Origin of the sequence: Sphingobium sp. MI1205 (assembly GCF_001563285.1) — a bacterium.
Lineage (GTDB): Bacteria > Pseudomonadota > Alphaproteobacteria > Sphingomonadales > Sphingomonadaceae > Sphingobium.
In genome coordinates, this window is record NZ_CP005188.1 from 106,692 (window position 1) to 128,495 (window position 21,804).

The window sequence follows — 21,804 nt, forward strand, 5'->3', positions numbered from 1 at the left end:
CGCCGCGCAAGGAAAGGGTCAGGCCCGCGCGCCCAGCAGCGCGCCTCCAAAACCGACAAACAGCAGGCCGGTGCCCCGGTTGAACAGCCTTTGCCGGTTCGCCGGCTCCAGCCAGCGCTTGAGCTTCAGGCCGCCCAGCGCATAGGCGCCGTACCAGAAGCTTTCGATCACGACAAAGGTCGCCACCAGTATCGCCAGCTGAATACCGAAAGGCCGCGCCGTGTCGATGAACTGGGGGAACAGCGCCGCCGCAAAGATGATCAGCTTGGGATTGGAAAGCCCTGTCAGCAGCGCCGTGCCATAGAGCTTGCTGGCCCGCAGGGAACGGGCCGCTCCACCATCCGTGCCCTGCGTCACCGGCGAGCGCCAGGCTTTGATGCCCAGCCAGATGAGATAAGCGACGCCCGCATAGCGCAGGCCGTCGAACAGTAGGGGCGATGTCTTCAACAGTGCACCCAGGCCCAGGGCCGACGCGACGAGGCAAAGCAGCACCGCGCTCATAAGCCCCGCCATGGTCGCCAGCGCCTTGCGAGGACCGTAGGCGATGCTCTGCGTCATCACATGCAGCATGTTCGGGCCAGGCGTGGCCGAGATCAGCAATACTGCGGTGGCATAGAGCCACCAGATGTGCAGCGACATGGGCTTGCTCCTTTCGCGAGGGGGCAGGGGCGTTGCCTGCAAACAAAAAGGGCGCCGAAGGCATCTGCCTCGGCGCCCCTTTGGACGGTCTTGCGACCGATCCGGCTCAGGCCGCGGGCAGCGCTGCCTTCGCTTGGGCGATGATGGCGCTGAACGCTTCACCTTCATGCATTGCGATGTCGGCCAGAACCTTGCGGTCCAGATCGACGCCGGCCAGCTTCAGGCCATGCATGAACTGCGAATAGGTCAGGCCCTCGGCGCGGACGCCAGCGTTGATGCGCTGAATCCACAGGCCACGGAAGGACCGCTTCTTGACCTTGCGATCGCGATAAGCGTACTGCCCGGCCTTTTCGACGGCCTGGCGAGCGATGCGGATCGTATTCTTGCGACGGCCATAATAGCCCTTCGCCTGTTGCAGAAGCCGCTTATGCTTCGCCTTGGTGGTCGTACCACGTTTTACGCGTGCCATGTGCCTCTACTCCTTACTTCAGGCCGTAGGGCGCCCAGAGGCGCACGTGAGCGACATCGGAATCCGACAGCACGGAAGTGCCGCGGTTCTGGCGGATATATTTCGAATTGTGGCTGATCAGGCGGTGACGCTTGCCAGCGACGCCGTGCTTGACCTTGCCGGAAGCGGTGAACTTGAAGCGCTTCTTCACACCGCTCTTGGTCTTGAGCTTGGGCATTTTCGTCTCCTTTTTCAGCGCGACGATTACGGACAGCCCCGGCAGCCCTAGTTAGCCGGGCGGTCCTTCCAAATATCGCGAAGGGGCGCCCATAATCGGATGCGCCGTCCAAGGCAAGGTGATTCGGACCCAAAACAGCGGGACCGCGTTGTTGCGCCATGGCCGACGCCGATCCCTCCCGGCTGGGCAGCCCTGCCACAGAAGCTCCTCCGGCACCCAGCTGGTCGGGAGGTTTGGGCCATTACCGGTCGCAGGTGCGTGCGCGCTGGCGCAAGGTTCCGCTGCCCGTGCGCATTATCGGCTATATCATCGCTGCCCTCTTTCTCCTCTGGCTGATCCTCTTCGTTACCAAGGGCCGGTTCCTCAAACATCCGTTCGAACGCTTCCTTACCAGCAGGCTGGAACGGACGGTCGATGTTGAGGGTGACTTTCAGCTTTATTTCGCGCCTCTCACCATCAAGTTTCGCGCGGAAAAGATGGCGATCGCCAACACGCCCTGGGCCAGCCGCCCGGACTTCTTTCACGCCGACCTGATCGATACGCGCATCGCGCCTTTGAGCCTTGTCTTCGGCGACCAATATCGCATCCACTGGCTTGAGCTGCGCAATGCCGCGGCTGACCTTGAATGGTCGCGCGATGGCAAGAGCAACAGCTGGACCTTTGGCGATCCGGGAAAGAAAGGCGAGCCGCTCGACCTGCCACTGGTGCGCCGTGCGCTGCTTGCCGGAACCACGATACGCTATCGCGACCCGCGCATGCTGCTCGCCACCGACATAGGCTTTGAAACGGTGAAGGCGCAGGACACGCGTATTGCCAGCGACATCCGCTTTTCAGGCGACGGGACGATGCGGGGCCGCCCCTTCACCCTGCGCGGTGGCCTTTTGTCGCCTAATGAGACCGTGACCGGGGGAAAGAACAGCCTCGCTCTCCATGCCCAATCCGGCGCGACCGTGCTGGAGGTCAGCGGGACGCTGCCCGGTGCTACGGAGATCGAGGGAGCCGACCTGCGCCTTTTGACCCATGGTCCCAATCTTGCGCTGCTGTTCGACTTTCTGGGTGTCGCCATTCCCGAAACCCGCGCCTATCGCTTCACCTCCGCGCTTACCAGGCAGGGGGACGCATGGCGTTTTACCCATCTGAAGGGCCGGTTCGGCGACAGCGATCTGGCGGGTCACATGACCATATCGCGGCCCGACAACCGGCTGCATATTAAGGCGGACCTTACCACCCGGACGCTGGACATCGTCGATGTGGGGCCTTTTATCGGTTATGACCCGGAACGCCTGGAGGCGAAGGGAGCGGACGGCGCGATCGAAAATGTGGGCGGCGCTCCACGCATCCTGCCTGACGCAAAGCTGCGCGCAGACGCGCTGCGGAATTTCGATGCCAATGTCCGTTATGATGTGCGCCGCATTCGCGCGCCCAATGTACCGATTTCCAATGTCGAGCTGACCGTTGCGCTGGAACGGAGCCTGCTGACGCTGTCTCCTCTCACCTTCGACATGTCGGGGGGCCATGTGAGTTCCGACATAGAAATCAATGCGCGGACCAGCCCGGTGCGAACGCGCTATGATATCCGCCTGTCGCCGACGCCCATGGGGACGCTGCTGGGCCGCTGGGGCGTGGAGCAATCGGGCACGACCGGTATCATCAAGGCCCGCGCCCAGCTGACTGGACGGGGCGACACGGTCCATGATTCGCTGGCCGCATCCGATGGTCGCATCGCGGTGATCCTGCCTGCTGGCACCATGTGGGCGCGCAATGTGCAGCTGTCCGAACTTGATATCGGCACCTTCATCACGAAGATGTTCGAAAAAAAGCTGAAGGAACCAGTGCAGATCAATTGCGGCCTCATCGCCTTCACCGTTCGAAACGGGATCGCCGCCGCCGATCCTATCATTATCGACACCAGGAAGAATGTGATGCTGGGCCGGGGCGGCTTTTCGTTCCGCAACGAAAGGCTGGACCTGGCCTTCCGCGCCGATGGCAAGAAGTTCAGCCTTTTCTCGGGGCAGTCGCCGGTCGGAATCAACGGCTATTTCGCCCGTCCCAGCATCGACATCATCAGTCCCGAATTGATGGCGAGGGGCGGCGCGGCGGCTGCGCTGGGTGTTGCTGCCAGTCCGCTGGCCGCCGTGCTTGCTTTCGTGGATGTGGGTGATGCCAAAAGCGCTGCCTGTGGACCTGTCCTCGCTGGCGCAACGGCTGCTGCCCAGCGTACCAAGGGCGGCGAGCCTCGGGATGACGTAGGACGTGGCACCACCGCAAAGGACGAATCAGGAAAGTCGAACGCCACGGAGAAGAAGGCGCAGAAGAAGAAGTTCCTGGGGATTTTCTAAGCTGTCCGGGCGAAAACCTCAGTGGTCATGATGTTCGTCGGCAAGGCCCTCCAGCACATCTTCCAGCCGTGCCGGATCGCCCAGCGCGATCACGCGCCCGTCGCTGTCGGCGGTGATCGGGTCGCCCGTCCAGTCGCACATGCGCCCGCCTGCACCTTCGACCACCGGCACCAGCGCGGCGATGTCATGCAGCTTCAGCCCTGCCTCGATCACGATATCGACATGGCCCGATGCGATCAGTCCGTAATTATAGCAGTCGCCGCCCCACACCGTGTCGCGGCACTGCCCCGCAAGCCGGGAGAAATGCTCGCCCGTGCAGCCGGGGAAATATTGCGGCCCCGTACTCGCGACGATCGCTTCCTCCAGCGACCTGCAGGCGCGGGTCGTCACCGGCTGTCCGTTGAAGGTCGTCGGTTGGCCCATCATGCCCGCCCAGCGCTCCTGTGCGATCGGCTGGTCTATGATGCCGATCGTCGGCCATCCGGCCTGGGTGAGTGCAATGAGCGTGCCGAAGATCGGCCGGCCCGCGATGAAGCTGCGCGTCCCATCGATCGGATCGAGGATCCACACGCGCTCCGCATCCTCGCGCGTTGCCCCATATTCCTCACCGATAATTCCGTCCTGCGGGCGCTCTTTCTCCAATATTGCCCGGATTGCCGCTTCGGCGGCGCGGTCGGCTTCCGTCACCGGTGACTTGTCGGACTTGAACTCCATATCGTAGCGCGCACGGAAAAACGGCCGGATTGCCATTGCGGCGGCGTCGGCGAGGCGATGGGCAAGGGTCAGGTCGTCGCGGGTCGTCATGGCTCCCCGCCTAGCGGTAAAGCGGCTCTCGCGCTAGGCTGTGCCAAGCCGATTCCTCGTGCTTGAAGGAGGGAAAGATGCCCGGTTCGCCTGTGATCCCTGGCCTGCGCTATGCCGATGCGCCTGGCGCCATACGCTTTTTGTGCGACGCATTCGGTTTCGAGCTGCGCGCATCCTATGAGGATGATGCCGACCCGCGCATCATCCATCATGCCGAACTGACGCTGGGGGACGGCATGGTGATGCTGGGCAGCGCCCGCGACGGCGAAGAAGAATCGCTTTACAGCTGGACGACCCCGCGCGAACTGGGCGGTGTCACGGCTTGCATCTATGTCGTTGTCCCGGATGCCGACGCCCATTGCCTCCACGCCCGCAATGAAGGCGCGGTAGTGGTGAGCGAGCCGCATGACAATCCGGGTTACCCCGGCCGGGGATATGAAGCGCTCGATCCCGAAGGCAATGTCTGGAGCTTTGGCACCTACGATCCCTGGGCGGGCGGCGCTTAAGCCTTCCGCAAGATCATGCCCTTAGCCTTCCGTTCATCCAAGGGGGCATGATGTGGCGCTGATCGGCTGGATATTGAGTTTCGCTGCTTTGCTGGGCGCTCTGGCGCTGCGGCAGGACATGCCCATGTCTGGATCGTTCAGCCTGTCGAACATGCTGTTCCTGCTGGCGCTGCTCGCCTGCCCAATGCTCTGGCAGGACAAGCCGCTCGGCATTTCCCGAGGTCAACGCATTGTGGGCGCGCTGATCCTGATGTTCTGCCTGCCGATACTGTTGCTGCCGGGCGCTTCCTAAAAGTCGCGCGGCGCAACTTTCCATTCAGTCGAACAGGCTGGAAACCGAGCTTTCGTCAGCAATGCGCTTGATCGCCTCGCCCAGCAGCGGTGCGATCGGCAGGTGGCGGATGCTCTTGGCATTGCACACCGCATCGGTGCCCTGGATCGAATCGGTGATGACCAGTTCCTTCAGCTCCGACGCCTCGACGCGCGCCACCGCGCCGCCCGACAGCACGCCATGGCTGACATAAGCGACCACTTCCTCGGCACCCGCGGCTTTCAGCGCGCTGGCCGCGTTGCACAGCGTACCCGCCGAATCGACGATGTCGTCGATCAGTACGCAAAAACGGCCCTTCACATCGCCGATGATGTTCATGACTTCCGATTCGCCCGCCCGCTCGCGGCGCTTGTCGACGATAGCAAGGGGGGCGTTGTCCAGCCGCTTGGCCAGCGCACGGGCGCGCACCACGCCGCCGACGTCCGGCGACACGACCATCAGATTCTTGTCGCCAAAGCGTGCCTGGATGTCCGCCGACATGACCGGCGCGCCGAACAGATTGTCGGTGGGAATGTCGAAAAAGCCCTGGATCTGGCCAGCGTGCAGATCGACCGACAGCACGCGATTGGCGCCCGCCGTGGTGATGAGGTTGGCCACCAGCTTGGCCGAGATCGGCGTACGGGGGCCGGGCTTCCGGTCCTGACGGGCATAGCCGAAATAGGGAACAACCGCAGTGATTCGCTTGGCCGACGCGCGCTTGAGCGCATCGATCATGATCAGCAATTCCATCAGATTGTCGTTGGTGGGATAGGCCGTCGATTGGATCACGAACACGTCCTCGCCCCGGACATTCTCGTGAATTTCAACGAAAACTTCCTCATCCGCGAAGCGGCGGACGCTCGCATCGGTCAGGGGGATCTCGATATAGTCTGCAATCGCGGCCGCAAGCGGCTTGTTGGAATTGCCGGTCATGAGTTTCATGGCCAAACCCCCCGTGACGAATTAATGACGCTGTGTGAAACGCGGCCCCTTTAGCGGCGCATCTCCTTCGTGGAAAGGCGCTTTTGCTCCCTGCGGTAAAATGCTCTAGGGCGCCTGCCCATGAACGACAAACTTGTGATCGCCCTTGCCCAGATGACGCAATCGGTGGGCGACCTTGCCGCCAATGCCGATGCGATGCTGGAATGGCGGAGCAGGGCTGCGGGCGCGGACCTTATCGTCTATCCCGAATTGCAACTGATCGGCTATCCGCCCGAGGATCTGGTGCTGAAGCCCGCTCTGGTCGACCGCGCCAATTACGAGCTGGACCGGCTCGCCCAGGCCACGGCGGACGGCGGCCCCGCGATGCTGGTCGGCACGGTCGTCGCGTCGCAGGGTGTCCTGTTCAACGTCGTCGCCCTGCTGGACAACGGCGCAGTAACGGCCATCCGGCAGAAGCGCGAACTGCCCAATTATGGGACGTTCGACGAAAAGCGTCTCTTCGCGCCCGGCCCGCTTCCCGCGCCGATCGAATTCCGGGGCGTGAAGATCGGCGTCCCCATCTGCGAAGATATTTGGTTCCCCTTCGTCACCGCTCATCTGCGGGCCGAAGGCGCGGAAATCCTCATCAGCCCCAATGGCAGCCCGTTTGAAATCGACAAGGACGACCGCCGGATCAATGCAGTCGCTGGCACCCGCGTACGTGAAACCGGCCTGCCGCTCGTATATCTGAACCGCGTCGGCGGCCAGGACGAACTGGTATTCGACGGCGCTTCCTTCGTCATGGGCGCAGACCGCAGCATCGCCCACCAGCTGCCCGATTGGGAGGAAGCACTCGTCCTCACCCAATGGGAAAAGTGGGACGGCCAATGGGTCTGCATCCCCGGTGACCAGCACGCGCTCGACGCTCGTCCGGCCGACATCTACAACGCCATGGTGCTGGGTCTGCGCGATTATGTGAACCGCAATGGCTTTCCCGGGGTGGTGCTCGGCCTGTCGGGCGGTATCGATTCGGCCCTTTCGGCGGCGGTCGCCGTCGATGCGCTGGGCGCGGATCGCGTCTGGTGCGTCATGATGCCATCCCGCTTCACCAGCCAGGAAAGCCTGGACGACGCCGTCGAATGCGCCCGGCTGCTGGGCGTGCGCTATGACACCATCCCGATCGAGCCTGCCGTCGCCGCCTTCGACGCAATGCTCGGTCCAGCCTTTGAAGGGCGGCAGCGCGACCTGACCGAGGAAAATCTCCAGTCCCGCATCCGGGGTGTCACGCTGATGGGCCTTTCCAACAAATTCGGCCACATGCTGCTGACGACCGGCAACAAGAGCGAGATGTCGGTTGGCTATGCCACCATCTATGGCGACATGGCGGGCGGCTATTCCGTGCTGAAGGACGCCTACAAGACGACCGTCTTCGACCTCAGCCGCTGGCGGAACGAAAATGTCCCCTCGCTGGGCGAGGCGTTCGGGCCGACAGGGCCAGTGATGCCCGATCGTGTCATCACAAAGCCGCCCAGCGCGGAACTGCGCGATGATCAGAAGGATGAGGACAGCCTGCCCCCCTATGAGGTGCTGGACCCAATCCTGTACGGCCTGGTGGAGGAAGAGCTTTCCGTCGAGCAACTCGTTGCCCGCGGCTTCGACCGCGACACCGTCGCCCGGATCGAGCGTCTGCTCTATGTCGCGGAGTATAAACGCCGCCAGTCGCCTCCCGGCGTGAAGCTCGGCATCCGCAATTTCGGTCGCGACCGCCGTTACCCGATCACCAACGCTTTCAGAACGCTGTAAAATGACCGTCATCACCCGCTTTGCTCCGTCGCCTACCGGCAATCTGCACGTCGGCAATATCCGCGCCGCGCTCCATAACTGGCTGTGGGCAAGAAAAAGCGGCGGCCGATTTCTTCTGCGGCTCGATGACACGGACCTTGAACGGTCGCGTCCCGAATATGCCGACGCGATCAAGGCCGACCTTGGCTGGCTTGGCTTGCACTGGGACGGTGAGGAGAAGCAGTCCGACCGCTTCGCCCTTTACGAAGAGAAGTTTGAGCGCCTCAAAGCATCGGGCCGTGTCTACCCGGCCTATGAAACCAGCCAGGAACTGGATCTGCGCCGCAAGGTGCTGCTCGGTCGTGGCCTGCCGCCGGTCTATGACCGTGCTGCGCTGTCCCTGACGCCGGACCAGATCGCTGCTTATGAAGCCGAAGGCCGCAAGCCCCATTGGCGTTTCAAGCTCGACCATGGCCAGCCCATCGCCTGGACCGATCTCATTCGCGGCGATCAGCGTTTCGATCCCAAGCTGCTGTCCGATCCGGTGATCCGCCGCGCCGATGGCAGCTGGCTCTATATGCTTCCTTCGGTGATCGACGATATAGACATGGCGGTCACCCATGTGCTGCGGGGCGAGGACCATGTGTCCAACACCGCGACGCAGATCCAGATGTTCGCTGCCCTCGGTGCGCCCCTGCCTCACTTCGCCCATGAGGCCCTGCTGACCGGCAGCGAAGGAAAGCTGTCCAAGCGATTGGGTTCGCTGGGCGTGGCCCATTTCCGGGAGGCTGGTCTTGAACCCATCGCGCTTATAGCGCTTCTCGCTCGCCTGGGCACATCGATGCCGATCGAACCCGTCACCGAGCTGCAACCGCTGATCGACAGTTTCGATTTTGCGCATTTCGGACGCGCGCCCGCCCGCTTCGATGAAGCAGAGCTTGCAGCGCTGAACCAGAAGATCGTCCATATGCTGCCCTATCGTGCCGTAACCGGCCGCCTTCCTGAGGGAATGGACGAGGCCGGGTGGGAAGCGATCCGCCCGAATCTGGAAACGGTTGCGCAAGCGGCCGACTGGTGGCGCATCGTTACCGGGCCGATCGAAGCGCCCGAACCCGAGCAGGAAGATCGCGCCTTCCTTGCCGCCGCACATGAAATGCTGCTGGACCTTTCCTTCGACGCGGATATCTGGCGCACGCTGACCGGCGGCCTGAAGGATCAGACAGGGCGCAAGGGCAAGCAACTCTTCCTTCCGCTAAGGCGCGCGCTCACGGGATTGGATCATGGCCCCGACATGAGCCAGCTGCTGCCCCTGATCGGCAGGGAGGAAGCGCTTGAGCGCCTCGCCTGACCGGGGATGAAACCATCGCGGGTATGGCCGGATAGTCAGTCCCGCAGCCGCTCCAGCGCTTTGCCCACGGCCAATATGCCTTCCGGCGCAACGGCAAAGCCCATATGGGTGCAATCGACTTCTATCGCCCGGTCGCGCTCTCCTGCGCGTCCCATGGCGCATGCGGGCAGGATGACGCCGTCGCGGCGTGACCAAAGCGCGATAGTCGGCACTGGCGGCTTCATTTCGCGGTTGCAGGCGAAGGGTGGGCAATCGACCGGATGGCCCGCTACCAACTGATAGAGCCGCCACGCATGATTGGCGCGCACATCACCGGAAAAGGGCGTCCCCATGGTGACGACGCCACCGACCTTGTTGCTCGCGATTTTGGCATATTCTCTCGCGAACAGGCCGCCCAGGCTCCAACCGACCAAGGTCACTGGCTTGCCGCTGCCGCGCCGGATTTCATCCACGCGCCGGTCGATCTTTTCAAGGCTGTCGGCACGAGGCCCCAGATTGCGGCCCATTCCCCAACCATGCGCTTCAAAGCCCGCCGCCTGCAATATAGCGCGCAAAGGCTCCATCCGCTGTTCCGACGCCAGAAGACCGGGGATCAGAAGAACTTGCCGGCCATCACCCCGAATCGCTCTCGCCAGCGAAACGGCCTGCGCCCGGCTGCGCGCCAGGTCGAAGGGCATGGAGGCATTGGCCAACAAATGCTTCACCGGCGGCAGTTCAGGCGCGCGTGGCCCGGCGGCTAGGCGTCCTTTCCAGAAGCTGGTGATCGAATCGGCATATGGCGGCACGAGAAATAAGTCTCCCTGGCCCGATGGGCGAAAGATGACATTCTCATGACAAATGCTCAACGCGTCCAATGGTTTCGCTCATCTGAGCCAACCATTGGTCGATTATGACAGTTTTCAGGGCGCCAGTGGGGACGTCTGGCTTACAGCCGCACCATCGACAGCGCGCAACTGACGCGGTTCCAGGATCGCGGCCGTCTCGATAAGGTCAAGCGCGCGGCGCGCCTCCAGATAGCGGCGGGCATATTGCATCCATCGGTCCGCGGCTGCGCGCCCCGGCATTTGCTCGACTTCGGTCAGCGCTGCGCTCACCCGGCCTCCATCGATGTATCGGAGCGCGCGATCCATCGCCAGCTGCGGTCTGGGTGAAGGCGTCGATGCGCGGCGAATCGTCAGTAGCTCGCGCGCTTCATGTTCAAATGCCTCCCACCAGCTTGTCTGCGGCCCGGGGGTCGTCAACTGGTCGGCGATGTTGGCAAGTCCGCCCCGCAGGTCGGCCAGCGTCACGGGTTCCCTTGCCGCATTGATGATCGTTGCGACCGCACGCGGCTGTGCCTGGCCAAAACGCAGCCGCAATTGCCCCTCGACATAGCCGAGCGGCGCGCCGCTATCGAGCGCGCGGCGCGCGGCGAACGCCACCAGCAGGCTTTCCGCCCGTGCGGCATTGCCAGACGCTGCCTGCGCTTCCACGGTGATGCGGTTAAGCCTTTGCTCCAGCTGAACTACGCGGTCATCCAGCATCTTGGCCGTGTCGGTAGCCAACGGCCTCATGGCGACGCCAGGCCGCAAATAAGGATCGGCCGTTACAACGGACTGCCGCGCATCGCGGCTCCACCGTCCCTGCACATAGGGCACCGCCAATACCGTCAGCACGACACCGATAGCAAAAGCGAGCAGGAGCAGGGCGGGCATCAGCCATGGGCTTCGTCCACGGGGGGATGCAGGCGGCATTGCCGTGACGCCTGTCGCGCCGCCTTCTTCGCTCATCGGAGACTTTTCTTCCATCTTGGCGGATCATTCGCACAATCGGACGGCGAGGGCCAGCATCCTCTCATCATCGGGCCGGTCGGGCGCTTTGTCGCTCGCCCATCCCTGCCCGCAGGCTGCGAGCGCAGCCGGGCTGATGGCGATGATGTGCAGGTCTCGCCGCTGTAGCGGATCGATGAGGGCGGCCAGCCTGCGCCCGGCCCGTGGCGAATGGACCAGCAGCACCGCGCCAGGTTCGAGAAGCGCATGCAACCCAGCCTCCGCCTTTTCGCCGATCGTGTATACCGGCACCCGCTGAATGCTGAGGGGGCCTTGCGCGATCGGCGTTACGGTCGTGCCGCCCAGATGCAGCAGGCGGCGGTGTCCGTCCGCCGCGATCCGGGTAGCAATGGCGCTGCCATCCAGATCGCCATGCACGATGTTTTGAAAACCCGCTTCCGCCATCGCCCGCGCCGTGGCGCTTCCCACCGCATAGGCAGGCAGGCCGTGATAGCGGGCGAGTTGCGCGCCTCCCAGCCTCGCTGCCTGTGCGCTGGTCATCAACAGCGCGTCGAAGTCCTCGCGCAGGGGTGCTTCCCAGTCGATCGGATGCGCCTCGAACAGAGGACAGAGGCGGGGAAGCAGGCCCAGCCGCCTTGCACGCGCCGCGCTTTCGCTCGCCCCCGGCTCGGGTCTCAGGATGATGACTGGCCTCACCCCTCGAACAGGGCGCGCAGCTCCGCACTGGCGCCATCCAGCAACGCACGCCCCATCGTTTCGGCCGCGCTGGTATCGCCGCGCGCAATCTCGCAGATGTCGCTAACCCGCTCCTGTCCATCGGCACTCAATATCTCGGCCGACAGGCGGATTTTCCCACCCTCCAGCCGCCCCCACGCCGCAATCGGCGAATGGCAGGTGCCCCCTAATCCCTTGAGCACAGCCCGCTCCGCCATCACGCAATCGAACGTGTCGATGTCATTGATTGCCGCCAGCATCGCCAGAATCGGTGCATTGTCGGCCAGCGCCTCGATCCCCACAGCGCCTTGCGAGGGTGCCGGCAGCATGACGTCGAACGGTATGCCGGTCCCCACGTCGCCCTGACCGAGCCGGTCCAGTCCCGCCGCCGCCAGCAAGGTGGCATGGACTTCCCCCGCCGCCAGCTTGGCCAGCCGGGTCGCGACATTGCCTCTGAACAGCACCACCTGAGCGTCGGGGCGCAACCGCTTGACCTGCGCGGCGCGGCGCGGCGAACTTGATCCCACCACTGGATTGGCTGGCAGAGCGGCGAAGCTGTCCGCGCCCACCAGCCGGTCCCGCACATCCGCTCGCGGCAACATCGCCGCTATCCGGATTTCATGCGGCCTGATGGTTTCCACATCCTTCATGCTATGGACGGCGAAGTCGATCTCGCCAGCCAGCAATGCGCGATCCAGCTCTTTCGTCCACAGCGCCTTGCCCCCGATCTCGGCAAGCGCGCGGTCCTGGATGCGGTCGCCGCTGGTCTGGACGATCACCGTCTGGATCGCATCCCCGTCCCAGCCGTGGCGGGCGCACAGCGCCTCTGCCGTCATGCGCGCCTGGGCAAGGGCAAGGGGTGAACCCCGCGTACCGAGGCGGAGCGGACGATCAGGCAGGGAAGAAGGCGTTGTCATATGCCGCTTGCTCTAATGGCCGTGGGCATTAGATGGAAGCAACAATGACGATCATCCTCGGCCTGGAATCGAGCTGCGACGAAACCGCAGCGGCGCTCGTGACGGCGGAGGGCAAAATACTTGCGCACCGCCTGGCCACGCAGGAGGAAGCACATCGCCCCTATGGCGGGGTCGTTCCCGAAATCGCCGCCCGCGCCCATGTGGAGGCGCTTGCTCCCTTGGTCGAAGCGGCGCTGGCCGACGCCAATCTGACGCTGGATCAGGTCGATGTCATTGCTGCCACGGCGGGTCCGGGGCTGATCGGCGGCGTGATGGTCGGCTTGGTCACGGGCAAGGCCTTGGCCCATGCCGCCAACAAGCCGCTAATTGCCGTCAATCATCTTGAAGGACATGCGCTGTCGCCGCGCCTGGCTGATCCAACGCTGCAATTTCCTTATCTGCTGCTGCTGGTTTCCGGCGGCCATTGCCAGCTGCTGCACGTTCGTGGCCCCGGCGACTACGCCCGCCTCGCCACCACCATCGACGACGCCTCCGGTGAGGCGTTTGACAAGACGGCGAAGCTGCTCGGCCTTGGCTATCCCGGTGGACCGGCGGTGGAACAGGCGGCGGCGAAGGGGAATGCAAAGGCGGTGCCTTTGCCCCGGCCTCTGGTGGGCACAGCGGAACCCCATTTTTCCTTCGCGGGGCTCAAGAGTGCCGTCATGCGTGCGGCGCAGTCCGGCCAATATTCGACCGAAGATATCGCCGCCAGCTTCCAGCAGGCCGTCATCGACTGCCTGGTCGACCGCACGGAAAAGCAGCTATCCAGCCATCAGGGAGTGACGGCGCTGGTCGTCGCTGGCGGCGTGGCCGCGAACCAGTCCATCCGAGCCGCGCTTCAGTCGCTGGCCGCGAAATATGACCTGCCCTTCGTAGCGCCGCCGCTCTGGCTTTGCACCGACAATGCGGCCATGATCGCCTGGGCGGGGGCGGAGCGATATGCGGCGGGATTGGTGGACGATCTGACTGTCCCGGCCCGGCCGCGCTGGCCGCTCGATCCGGACGCGGAAAAGGCGCGCGGCGCCGGGGTCAAGGCATGAAGAGTGTAAAGGCATGAAGGCGGGCGTTATCGGAGCTGGCGCATGGGGAACCGCGCTGGCGCAAACCCTTTCGTCACAGGGCGACGATGTCCTCCTGTGGGCGCTCGAACCCGAAGTGGTGGACGCGATCAATCGCGATCGCCTCAACCCGCTCTATCTTCCCGGCATCCCGCTAAGCCCTGCGGTCCGCGCCACCGGCGACATGGCGGAAATGGCAGATCGCGACCTGCTGCTGATCGTCAGCCCCGCCCAGCATCTGCGGGCTGTCGTGGCGGGTCTCCCCTCGGGCCTTCCGCTCATCCTGTGCTCAAAGGGGATCGAGGCCGGGACAAGCCTGCTGATGTCGGAAGTGGCGCAGCAGGCCCAGCCAAAATCCCCCATCGCGGTCCTTTCAGGCCCAACTTTCGCGCATGAAGTGGCCAGGGGCTTGCCGACTGCCATCACCCTGGCCTGCGCAGACGCTGACCTTGGACGCCAGATCGCCGCGCGCATCGCCCGGCCTGCCTTCCGCCCCTATCTGTCCGACGATGTGGTCGGCGCGGAAATTGGCGGCGCGGTGAAGAATGTCCTGGCGATTGCCTGCGGTGTCGCGGAGGGCGCAGGCCTTGGCCTCAACGCCCGCGCCTCGCTCATCAGCCGGGGCTTTGCCGAAATGACGCGCTTTGGTCTTGCGCGGGGAGCGCGCGCTGAAACGCTGTCGGGGCTTTCGGGCCTTGGCGACCTCGTTCTTACCTGCTCCTCGACCAATTCTCGCAACTTCTCGCTCGGCAAGGGGCTGGGGGAGGGGCGTCCGGCCGCCGAACTGCTCGCCAACCGCCGCACCGTGGCCGAAGGCGCTTTCACCGCACCGGTCCTGCGTGACGCGGCGCGCGCCGCCATGGTTGAAATGCCAGTGGTCGAAGCGGTCTGCGCCCTGCTCGAAGATGCAGCGCCGCTTGGTCAGGTCATCGACGCTCTGCTCGCCCGCCCGTTACGGCCGGAATAATTCCGTCGCCCTTGCATCCTTTATTGTTTACCATTCGGCACGAAAGATGATGCGACAGGGGGACCCAAATATTTTGCCGGCTGAGCAGGCTTCCTCCTCGCAACAGGACGATATTGCAGCCCTGGCCAAGGGCGGTCGGACCAATGTGTTTGGTTTCCTCCTGCGCCTTGCCGCGCGACTGCCGTTCCTGTTCATCGCCGGCCGCTGGTATGGGGCGGACGCGCTGGGCCGCTTCGCCTACGCCGTGCTGGTGGTGGAGTTCGTTGCACAACTGGCGACATTAGGGCTGAAGCGCGGCCTTGCGGGCGCGCTGTCGCAGACCGAACGTCCGCACAATCATGTCGTCACCGACGCGATGCTGGTCACCATGATAGCCGCGCTTTTCGGCAGCGTCCTGCTGGTCGCTTTTCCGCAGGCGATGTTTCCCAACAGCGGCATCAACGGCCTTGATCGACTGCTCGCGCTGATCGTCATCGCGGTGGCTGGGTCCGATGTGGCGCTGGCTGCCTGCGCCTACCGTTTCGACATCGGCGCGACGGTCCGTGCGCGGTCGATCATAGAGCCCTGGGCGATCAGCATCGGCGCCTTTGCCTTTTCATTTTATTCGACACGGGACGGGCTCATCTTGTCCTATGTCCTGTCGATGGTCGCGGCCCTCATTGCCTCGATCATTCCGATGACCCGCCACTATGGCATACCCTATGGCTGGCGGCCCGACGGCGGCAGGCTCTGGCGTCTTGCCCGCCGCAACCTGCCGCTCGCCGCAGCCGATGGCGTTGAATGGGGGTCGCGCCGGTTGGACCTCGCTATTCTGGGCCTGTTCGTCAGCCCGGCGGTTGTGGGCATCTATTATGTCGCGCAGCAGGTCGCCTCCCTGCCGCAAAAGCTCAAGACCAGCTTTGACCCTATCCTTGGCCCTGTCATCACGCGCAACCTGGCGGAAGGCAATCTGACGGCGATTGCTAAGCAGGTCAGCCAGGTCGGCTTTTGGATCATCGCCGCGCAAGCGGGCATCGCCCTCGCGCTCGGCATCCCCGGCGAAGCGGTCATGGGCTTGGTCGGCCCGCATTTCGTGGGCGGCACCGGCGCACTCGCCTTCCTGTTGCTGGCCGAAGTCGTCGCCGCCACGGCGGTCGTCAGCGAATCCGCGCTGGTCTACATCGCACGCCATCGCAATCTCATGATCTCGCTGTGCATGATCGGTCTGCAGGCGGCGCTCAGTTTCGGGCTCATCCTGCTGGCGCGGCGCTTCGGCCTGTCGCCAATGGCGATTGCGGCGGCCCCCGCGCTGGCGCTCAGCATCGCGCTGGGCGCGGGCGCGCTGGTCAAGGCGCGGCTTCTTTCGCATCTGCTGGGCGCGAAGGTGAATGCCTGGCGCTGGCCGCTGCTCAGCGCTTGTGGCGTTGCCTGTATCGTTGGAGCGGCCTTCGTCGCCTTGCCGCGCGAATATGAATGGGTCGAACTGGTCTTCGGCGTCGCCACGATCCTTGGCGTCTATGGCTTCGTCATCTGGCGCTGGGGCTTCGGCCCGGAAGACCGCGCCCTATTCAGGCGGCAGAAGGCAGCCGCCTGAACAAAGTCGTTGCCGCGACTTCGCCCAGGACGAGCGAACGCAATGGATCAGCCGAACAATTTCGCCCGGAGCGCCTGGAGATCCTGCTCAGGCCGTGCGCCCCAATGCGAAATCACCTCGGCGGCTGCGACTGCCCCCAGTTCCAGACAGTGATGCACGTCCAGCCCTTCGAGATGTCCGGCCAGGAACCCGGCGGCGAACAGGTCGCCCGCACCGGTCGTATCGACGATCTGCGAGACCGGGGCTGCGGTCACTTCATAGCGAAGGCCATCCACCACCGCGATCGCGCCCTTTTCGCTGCGCGTCGATACCAGCACCGGCACTTTGCCCGTGAAGGTCGCCACCGCCCGATCAAAATTATCGACCTGCGCCAGCGCCTGGATCTCATGCTCATTGGAAAAGAGGATGTCGATCTGCCCCTGTTCGATCAGCTCGAGGAAATCGGCCCGGTGCCGCTCGATCACGAACCCATCCGACAGGGTGAAGGCGACTTTGCGGCCAGCCCCGCGTGCCGCGTCGATAGCGGCGCGCATCGCCGCGCGCGGCTGTTCTGGATCCCATAGATAGCCTTCCAGATAAAGGATGGCCGCTGACCGGATCAGGTCCAGATCCAGCGCGGATTCGGGAAGGAACTGCGACGCACCAAGGAATGTGTTCATCGTCCGCTGCGCGTCGGGCGTCACCAGGATCAGGCAGCGCGCGGTCGGTATGTCCCCCTTCGCCGCTGGCGTATCATATCGAATGCCCAGCGCCCGCACATCATGGGCGAATACCTGGCCCAGCTGATCGTCGCACACCTGGCCGATAAAGCCACAACGCTTGCCCAGGGCAGCCAGCCCGGCAAGCGTGTTGGCTGCCGATCCCCCGCTGACCTCCTTGCCAGCGGCCATGTCGGCATAGAGGCTTTCGGCGGTCTCGGCGTCGATCAACTGCATGCCGCCCTTGGTCAGCGCATGTTCGGCCAGAAACGCATCATCGCTCGGCGCGAGTACATCGACGATGGCGTTGCCGATCGCGACAACATCTAGCGAGGGGGCAGCAGCGGTCACGCAATATCCTTCGATTGAAGAAAAGGTCAGGAAATCGCGCCGTGTCTACCGATCCGCATCGTCCCGCGCAACGGCGCTGATTGACGCGGCCATCCGGGCGCGGGATAGCAACCTCCATGGTGATCACAGCCGCCCTTCGCGCCTTTCCAGCGATCTTCCATCCCGCCGCCCTGCGCCTGTTGGGTAAGACATTGCTGCTGACGCTGCTGATTTTCGCCATGGCGGGGCTTGGCCTCTGGACGGCCGTGCATGGCGTTCGCGTTTATTTCGGCTGGGGCGGAGGCGGTTTCGCAGAAGCGGCGGCCACGGTTATCGGCGTGGTTGCGTTCGCCTGGCTGCTCTTTCGCGCCATCGCCATGGCGGCCATGAACCTGTTTGCCGACGACATCATCGTCGCGGTTGAAAGGGCCAGCTATCCCGACGCAGCGGCAACCGCGCATTCCCTGGGCCTGAGACCCAGCGCGCGGCTTGCGCTTGCATCGGTCGTCCGCACGCTTGGCTGGAACCTGCTCGCCCTGCCAGCCTATCTGCTCTTGTTCGTGACCGGCGTCGGCACCGTCGGGCTGTTCCTGGCGCTCAATGCCTATCTCTTTGGCCGCGATCTTGCCGACATGGTGGAGCCGCGCCACGCCGGGTTGCCGCCGATAGCTCCCCTCCGCCGGTGGCTCATGGGCCTCGCCTCGACGCTTCTGTTCCTGGTACCGTTCATCAACCTGCTTGCACCGATCTGGAGCGCGGCTATGGCGGTGCACATGCTACACGGCGCCAAAAGCAAGTCGCGATGAACTCTGTCCGCCTGATCTTCGCACTCGCGCTCTCAGGATCGCTCGCAGCCTGTGGTTCGGTCGTGCCGCCCGCGTCGGTCGGCCGCCCGCCCGCCGGTCCGCCTGCCAGCGCCTTCATGCGCTCGGGCCCGCTCATGGGAATGGACGCCCGGCGTCTTATCCAGCAGTTCGGTACGCCGCGCCTCGACATCCGCGAAAGCACGATGCGCAAGCTTCAGTTCGCTAACGGCCGCTGCGTGCTGGACGCCTATCTATATGCTCCTGGCCGGGGCAAGGAACCGGTCGTCACCCATGTCGATGCCCGCACGCCTGCTGGGACGGATCTGGATCCCGGCGCCTGCGCCGCTAATTTCCACGCGAAATAGCACCCGGTTCCGACAACCGCCCGATCGCCCAGGCCGCTGCTTCCGCTACAACCGGGTCGTCGTCGGCCAGCAACGGCTGCAACCGCGCGATCAGCCTCGGGCTACCACTATTCCCGGCGGCGATGGCCGCGTTGCGCACCATCCGGTTCCGCCCGATCCGCTTGATCGGAGAGCCCGAGAAAATCTCTCGAAAGCCCGCATCATCCATTGCGAGCAGGTCGCCCAGTTCCGGCGCAGCCAGCTCCGCCCGCCCGATGAAAGCCTTGTTGGCTGCTGCCGCATCGGCAAACTTGTTCCAGGGGCATACCGCCAGGCAGTCGTCGCAACCATAGATGCGGTTGCCGATTCCGACCCGGAACTCCTCCGGTATCGGTCCCTTATGCTCGATGGTGAGGTAGGAAATGCACCGTCGCGCATCGACCACATAGGGCGCGGGAAAGGCATCGGTGGGGCAGGCCGCCTGGCAAGCGGCGCAACTGCCGCAATGGTCCACTTCCGGCGCGTCCGGCTCCAGCGCGATCTCGCTGTAGATGGCCCCCAGAAACAGCCAACTGCCATGAGCGCGGCTGACAAGGTTGCTATGCTTGCCCTGCCACCCCAAACCCGCCGCCGCGGCAAGCGGCTTTTCCATCACCGGCGCTGTATCGACGAAAACCTTGAGCGCGCTTTGCTGCTGCTCCACCAGCCAGCGCGCCAGGCTCTTCAGGCCTTTCTTGACGACGTCATGATAGTCGCGCCCCTGGGCATAAACCGAAATCCGCCCCCGGTCGCCCACATCGGCCAGCGCCAGCGGATCGCGGCCGGGCGCATAGCTCATTCCCAGCATGATGACGCTGCGCACATCGGGCCACAGGCCCTTGGGCGAAGCGCGCTGTTCGGCCCGCTCCTCCATCCACAGCATTTCCCCATGGCGGCCTTTGTCCAGCCACTGCCGCAGCCTTTGTCCCGCCTCTGGCGCCGCGTCGGCGCGCGCGATGGCGCAGGCGGCAAAGCCCAGCCGCTGCGCCTGCTCCTTCAGGCGTTGTTCCAAGGTTTCGGTTTGCGTTGGCATGGTGTGCGACTATCAGGAGCGGATGATCGGTAATGCTCCGGCTCCTTCCCCGACCTATGCCGTCGAAGGCCATGGTCTTGTCAAGACATTCGGCAATTTCCGGGCGGTCGATGGTATCGATCTCGCGGTGCCTGCCGGGTCGATCTATGGCATTCTGGGCCCCAATGGCGCGGGCAAGACCACCTTGCTCCGCACGCTGCTCGGCATCATCGACCCTGATGAGGGGCATCGCAGCTTGCTGGGCGACGACGTTCCGCTGCGCCAGGCGCGCATCGTCGGCTATCTGCCCGAGGAGCGTGGCCTTTATCCCTCGATGAAAGCGGCCGAAGCCATCGCATTCATGGGCGCACTGCGCGGCCTGCCGCTGAAAATCGGGCGGGAACGCGCCCGGACGATGCTGATCGAGCATGGCATGGGCGCGTCCGTCGATAAACCGATCCGCCAGCTGTCGAAGGGCATGGCGCAAACGGTGCAATTGTTCGGGACGATCATCCATGAACCCCGTTTGATCGTATTGGACGAACCATTTTCGGGCCTGGACGCCATCAATCAGGGCAAGCTGGAACTGTTGATCCGCGATCAGGCGCGGCGGGGCGTCACCGTCCTGTTTTCCACCCATGTCATCGCGCATGCCGAACGCCTGTGCGAGCGCATCGCCATCGTCGCGGGCGGCCGTATCCGTTTCGAAGGATCGGTAAGCGAGGCGCGCGATCAGTTGCGTCCGAAGGTCAGGCTGCGCACGCGGGCGAGCGATGGAGGGTGGCGTCGCGCTCTGCCGCCCGAAACATTGGCCGCCGATGGAGCTTGGCATTTCGACCTGCCTGATGAAGGCATAGAACCGCTGCTTCGCGCCTTGCTGGATGGCCATGCAGGTATTGAAAGCCTGTCGATCGAGCGGCCCGGATTGCACGACGCCTTCGTCGCCATCGCAGGCGATGCCGCCGCCCGGCAGATGCAGGATGTGGAAGGGGAGGGCGCTGCATGAGCGAGGTTCTGCGCGCCGCCCTGGTCATTGCCCGGCGGGATTTTTCCGCCGTCATCTTTTCAAAGACTTTCATCCTCTTCTTGTTGGGGCCGCTGTTTCCCGTCGTCATCGGCATGGCGTTCGGCGGCCTGGGGGAAAAAATCACGCGGGAAGGCCTGCGCCCCACGGTCGGCATGTCCATGTCCGCGCCGGACGCCGCCCGGATGGAGCGGGCGCATCGCGCGCTTGCTACCCGCATCGGCGCGGAAAATCTCCCGAATCTCCAGCGCACGCCGACGGGCGATCCGCGCGCATTGCTGGCGCGCCGCGACGCACGGTTCATGGCGATCGTCTCTGGCAGCGTGGAAAAGCCGATACTGACCGGCAAGGCGAGCGATCTCGCCATGCTGGAGGGTGATGTCAGCCTGCTTGCGAGCGCCGCCGTCGCTGGCGAGAAACTCCCCCATGTGCAGGTTGAAAAACAACTTGTCTCCGCCAGCGCGGGGGCGGAGGCGCAGTCGCGCCTGCTGACCGGCCGAGCGGCGCAAATACTGATTTTCCTCCTCACCATGCTGTTGGCGGGGATGGTCCTGTCGAACCTGGTGGAAGAAAAGACCAACAAGGTCATCGAAATCCTGGCCGCTGCGGTGCCGATCGACTCCGTATTTCTGGGCAAGCTGCTGGCCATGTTGGCGATGAGCTTCGTCGGCATCTGTTTCTGGGGAAGCGCGATCGTCGCGGGCGTCGAGCTGCTGGCCGGGCCGGATATCGCGCCGCCGACCCCTGCGGTTGGCTGGCCAATGTTTCTTTTGCTGGGCGCGGTCTATTTCACCATGGCCTATGCGCTGCTCGGGTCCCTGTTCCTGGGCATTGGGGCACAGGCAGCGACGGTGCGCGAAGTGCAGACGCTCAACATGCCCGTCACCATGGCGCAGATGGGCATATTTTTCTTCGCGACCTATGCCGTCGATCATATGGGGTCCGCGCCCGAAGTGGCTGCGATCATCTTTCCCTTCTCCTCGCCCTTCGCCATGATCGCGCGGGCGGCGCAGGACGCGGCGATCTGGCCGCACCTGCTCGCGATCGGCTGGCAGGGGATCTGGGTCGCGGTCATCATCCGCCTCGGCGTATGGCTGTTTCGTCGTCATGTGCTGAAGTCCGGGCAGCCCAGTCTCCGCAGGCTGTTCAGGCGGCGCTCAGCCGTAGTAAAATAAGCTG

Annotated in this window: 23 protein-coding genes; 12 read left to right on the plus strand and 11 right to left on the minus strand. The window is 64.1% G+C overall.

Going from position 1 to position 21,804, the window contains the following annotated elements; all coding sequences use genetic code 11:
- Positions 1 to 18: 18 nt before the first annotated feature.
- The 3 genes from K663_RS00560 to rpmI form a co-directional block, all read right to left on the minus strand.
- Positions 19 to 639, minus strand: a complete 621-nt coding sequence (locus tag K663_RS00560) for a LysE family translocator (protein WP_062120082.1) — start codon at positions 637 to 639, stop codon at positions 19 to 21.
- Positions 640 to 745: 106 nt separating this feature from the next.
- Positions 746 to 1,108 carry a 50S ribosomal protein L20 gene (gene rplT, locus K663_RS00565; protein ID WP_062112787.1) on the minus strand — a complete coding sequence of 121 codons (363 nt, stop codon included), beginning with the start codon at positions 1,106 to 1,108 and terminating at the stop codon, positions 746 to 748.
- A gap of 13 nt (positions 1,109 to 1,121) precedes the next feature.
- Entirely contained in the window at positions 1,122 to 1,325 is a 204-nt protein-coding gene (gene rpmI / locus K663_RS00570) for a 50S ribosomal protein L35 (protein WP_037468852.1), read from the minus strand.
- Positions 1,326 to 1,483: 158 nt separating this feature from the next.
- On the opposite strand from rpmI, the gene K663_RS00575 reads away from it, so the two are divergent.
- Positions 1,484 to 3,664, plus strand: coding sequence for an AsmA family protein (locus K663_RS00575; protein ID WP_062112791.1), 2,181 nt, complete (start codon positions 1,484 to 1,486; stop codon positions 3,662 to 3,664).
- Between the two features lie 18 nt (positions 3,665 to 3,682).
- Here the strand turns inward: K663_RS00575 and hisN are convergent, their stop codons facing one another.
- Positions 3,683 to 4,468 carry a histidinol-phosphatase gene (gene hisN, locus K663_RS00580; RefSeq protein WP_062112794.1) on the minus strand — a complete coding sequence of 262 codons (786 nt, stop codon included), beginning with the start codon at positions 4,466 to 4,468 and terminating at the stop codon, positions 3,683 to 3,685.
- 77 nt (positions 4,469 to 4,545) lie between these two features.
- Between hisN and K663_RS00585 the strand changes: the two genes are divergently transcribed.
- The gene (locus tag K663_RS00585) at positions 4,546 to 4,974 is read left to right on the plus strand and encodes a VOC family protein (RefSeq protein WP_062112797.1); all 429 of its coding nucleotides are present in this window, start codon (positions 4,546 to 4,548) and stop codon (positions 4,972 to 4,974) included.
- Positions 4,975 to 5,026: 52 nt separating this feature from the next.
- Entirely contained in the window at positions 5,027 to 5,266 is a 240-nt protein-coding gene (locus K663_RS00590; RefSeq protein ID WP_062112800.1) for a hypothetical protein, read from the plus strand.
- Positions 5,267 to 5,290: 24 nt separating this feature from the next.
- Here K663_RS00590 and K663_RS00595 read toward each other — a convergent pair whose 3' ends face one another.
- Positions 5,291 to 6,226, minus strand: a complete 936-nt coding sequence (locus K663_RS00595; RefSeq protein ID WP_062112803.1) for a ribose-phosphate pyrophosphokinase — start codon at positions 6,224 to 6,226, stop codon at positions 5,291 to 5,293.
- A 120-nt stretch (positions 6,227 to 6,346) separates the two neighbouring features.
- On the opposite strand from K663_RS00595, the gene K663_RS00600 reads away from it, so the two are divergent.
- Together K663_RS00600 and gltX are read left to right on the plus strand one after the other, a co-directional pair.
- The gene (locus tag K663_RS00600) at positions 6,347 to 8,008 is read left to right on the plus strand and encodes an NAD+ synthase (protein WP_062112806.1); all 1,662 of its coding nucleotides are present in this window, start codon (positions 6,347 to 6,349) and stop codon (positions 8,006 to 8,008) included.
- Between the two features lies 1 nt (position 8,009).
- The gene (gene gltX / locus K663_RS00605; RefSeq protein WP_062112809.1) at positions 8,010 to 9,335 is read left to right on the plus strand and encodes a glutamate--tRNA ligase; all 1,326 of its coding nucleotides are present in this window, start codon (positions 8,010 to 8,012) and stop codon (positions 9,333 to 9,335) included.
- Positions 9,336 to 9,370: 35 nt separating this feature from the next.
- Here gltX and K663_RS00610 read toward each other — a convergent pair whose 3' ends face one another.
- The 4 genes from K663_RS00610 to hemC all read right to left on the minus strand — a co-directional run bounded on the left by K663_RS00610 (position 9,371) and on the right by hemC (position 12,735).
- A complete protein-coding gene (locus K663_RS00610; RefSeq protein ID WP_062112812.1) occupies positions 9,371 to 10,120 on the minus strand; it encodes an esterase/lipase family protein in 750 nt (249 codons plus the stop codon).
- Between the two features lie 114 nt (positions 10,121 to 10,234).
- Complete coding sequence (locus tag K663_RS00615) at positions 10,235 to 11,122, minus strand: hypothetical protein (protein ID WP_062112815.1); 888 nt, start codon at positions 11,120 to 11,122, stop codon at positions 10,235 to 10,237.
- 9 nt (positions 11,123 to 11,131) lie between these two features.
- Positions 11,132 to 11,800: a uroporphyrinogen-III synthase gene (locus K663_RS00620; RefSeq protein WP_062112818.1), complete on the minus strand. Its 669-nt coding sequence runs from the start codon at positions 11,798 to 11,800 to the stop codon at positions 11,132 to 11,134.
- Complete coding sequence (gene hemC / locus K663_RS00625; RefSeq protein WP_062112822.1) at positions 11,797 to 12,735, minus strand: hydroxymethylbilane synthase; 939 nt, start codon at positions 12,733 to 12,735, stop codon at positions 11,797 to 11,799. The genes K663_RS00620 and hemC overlap by 4 nt, the downstream gene beginning before the upstream one ends.
- A 44-nt stretch (positions 12,736 to 12,779) precedes the next feature.
- On the opposite strand from hemC, the gene tsaD reads away from it, so the two are divergent.
- Genes tsaD through K663_RS00640 form a run of 3 tightly spaced genes read left to right on the plus strand, consistent with a single transcriptional unit; the run spans position 12,780 to position 16,372 of the window.
- A complete protein-coding gene (tsaD, locus tag K663_RS00630) occupies positions 12,780 to 13,814 on the plus strand; it encodes a tRNA (adenosine(37)-N6)-threonylcarbamoyltransferase complex transferase subunit TsaD (protein WP_062112825.1) in 1,035 nt (344 codons plus the stop codon).
- A gap of 13 nt (positions 13,815 to 13,827) precedes the next feature.
- Positions 13,828 to 14,799, plus strand: a complete 972-nt coding sequence (locus K663_RS00635; RefSeq protein ID WP_062112828.1) for an NAD(P)H-dependent glycerol-3-phosphate dehydrogenase — start codon at positions 13,828 to 13,830, stop codon at positions 14,797 to 14,799.
- Between the two features lie 49 nt (positions 14,800 to 14,848).
- Positions 14,849 to 16,372, plus strand: a complete 1,524-nt coding sequence (locus K663_RS00640; RefSeq protein ID WP_062120085.1) for a lipopolysaccharide biosynthesis protein — start codon at positions 14,849 to 14,851, stop codon at positions 16,370 to 16,372.
- 47 nt (positions 16,373 to 16,419) lie between these two features.
- Here K663_RS00640 and K663_RS00645 read toward each other — a convergent pair whose 3' ends face one another.
- Positions 16,420 to 17,421 carry an adenosine kinase gene (locus K663_RS00645; RefSeq protein WP_062112831.1) on the minus strand — a complete coding sequence of 334 codons (1,002 nt, stop codon included), beginning with the start codon at positions 17,419 to 17,421 and terminating at the stop codon, positions 16,420 to 16,422.
- 116 nt (positions 17,422 to 17,537) lie between these two features.
- On the opposite strand from K663_RS00645, the gene K663_RS00650 reads away from it, so the two are divergent.
- Positions 17,538 to 18,206 (plus strand): EI24 domain-containing protein, encoded by a 669-nt coding sequence (locus K663_RS00650; protein ID WP_062112834.1) that lies wholly within the window; start codon positions 17,538 to 17,540, stop codon positions 18,204 to 18,206.
- Positions 18,203 to 18,571, plus strand: coding sequence for a hypothetical protein (locus tag K663_RS00655; protein ID WP_062112837.1), 369 nt, complete (start codon positions 18,203 to 18,205; stop codon positions 18,569 to 18,571). Before K663_RS00650 ends, K663_RS00655 begins: the two co-directional genes overlap by 4 nt.
- Here the strand turns inward: K663_RS00655 and queG are convergent.
- On the minus strand, positions 18,552 to 19,622 hold the full coding sequence (gene queG / locus K663_RS00660) for a tRNA epoxyqueuosine(34) reductase QueG (protein ID WP_062112840.1): 1,071 nt from the start codon (positions 19,620 to 19,622) through the stop codon (positions 18,552 to 18,554). The genes K663_RS00655 and queG overlap by 20 nt on opposite strands.
- Positions 19,623 to 19,644: 22 nt before the next feature.
- Here queG and K663_RS00665 point away from each other — a divergent pair, with 22 nt between their 5' ends.
- Together K663_RS00665 and K663_RS00670 are read left to right on the plus strand one after the other, a co-directional pair.
- The gene (locus K663_RS00665; protein ID WP_062120089.1) at positions 19,645 to 20,607 is read left to right on the plus strand and encodes an ABC transporter ATP-binding protein; all 963 of its coding nucleotides are present in this window, start codon (positions 19,645 to 19,647) and stop codon (positions 20,605 to 20,607) included.
- A complete protein-coding gene (locus K663_RS00670) occupies positions 20,604 to 21,800 on the plus strand; it encodes an ABC transporter permease (RefSeq protein ID WP_062112844.1) in 1,197 nt (398 codons plus the stop codon). Before K663_RS00665 ends, K663_RS00670 begins: the two co-directional genes overlap by 4 nt.
- Positions 21,801 to 21,804 lie beyond the last annotated feature (4 nt).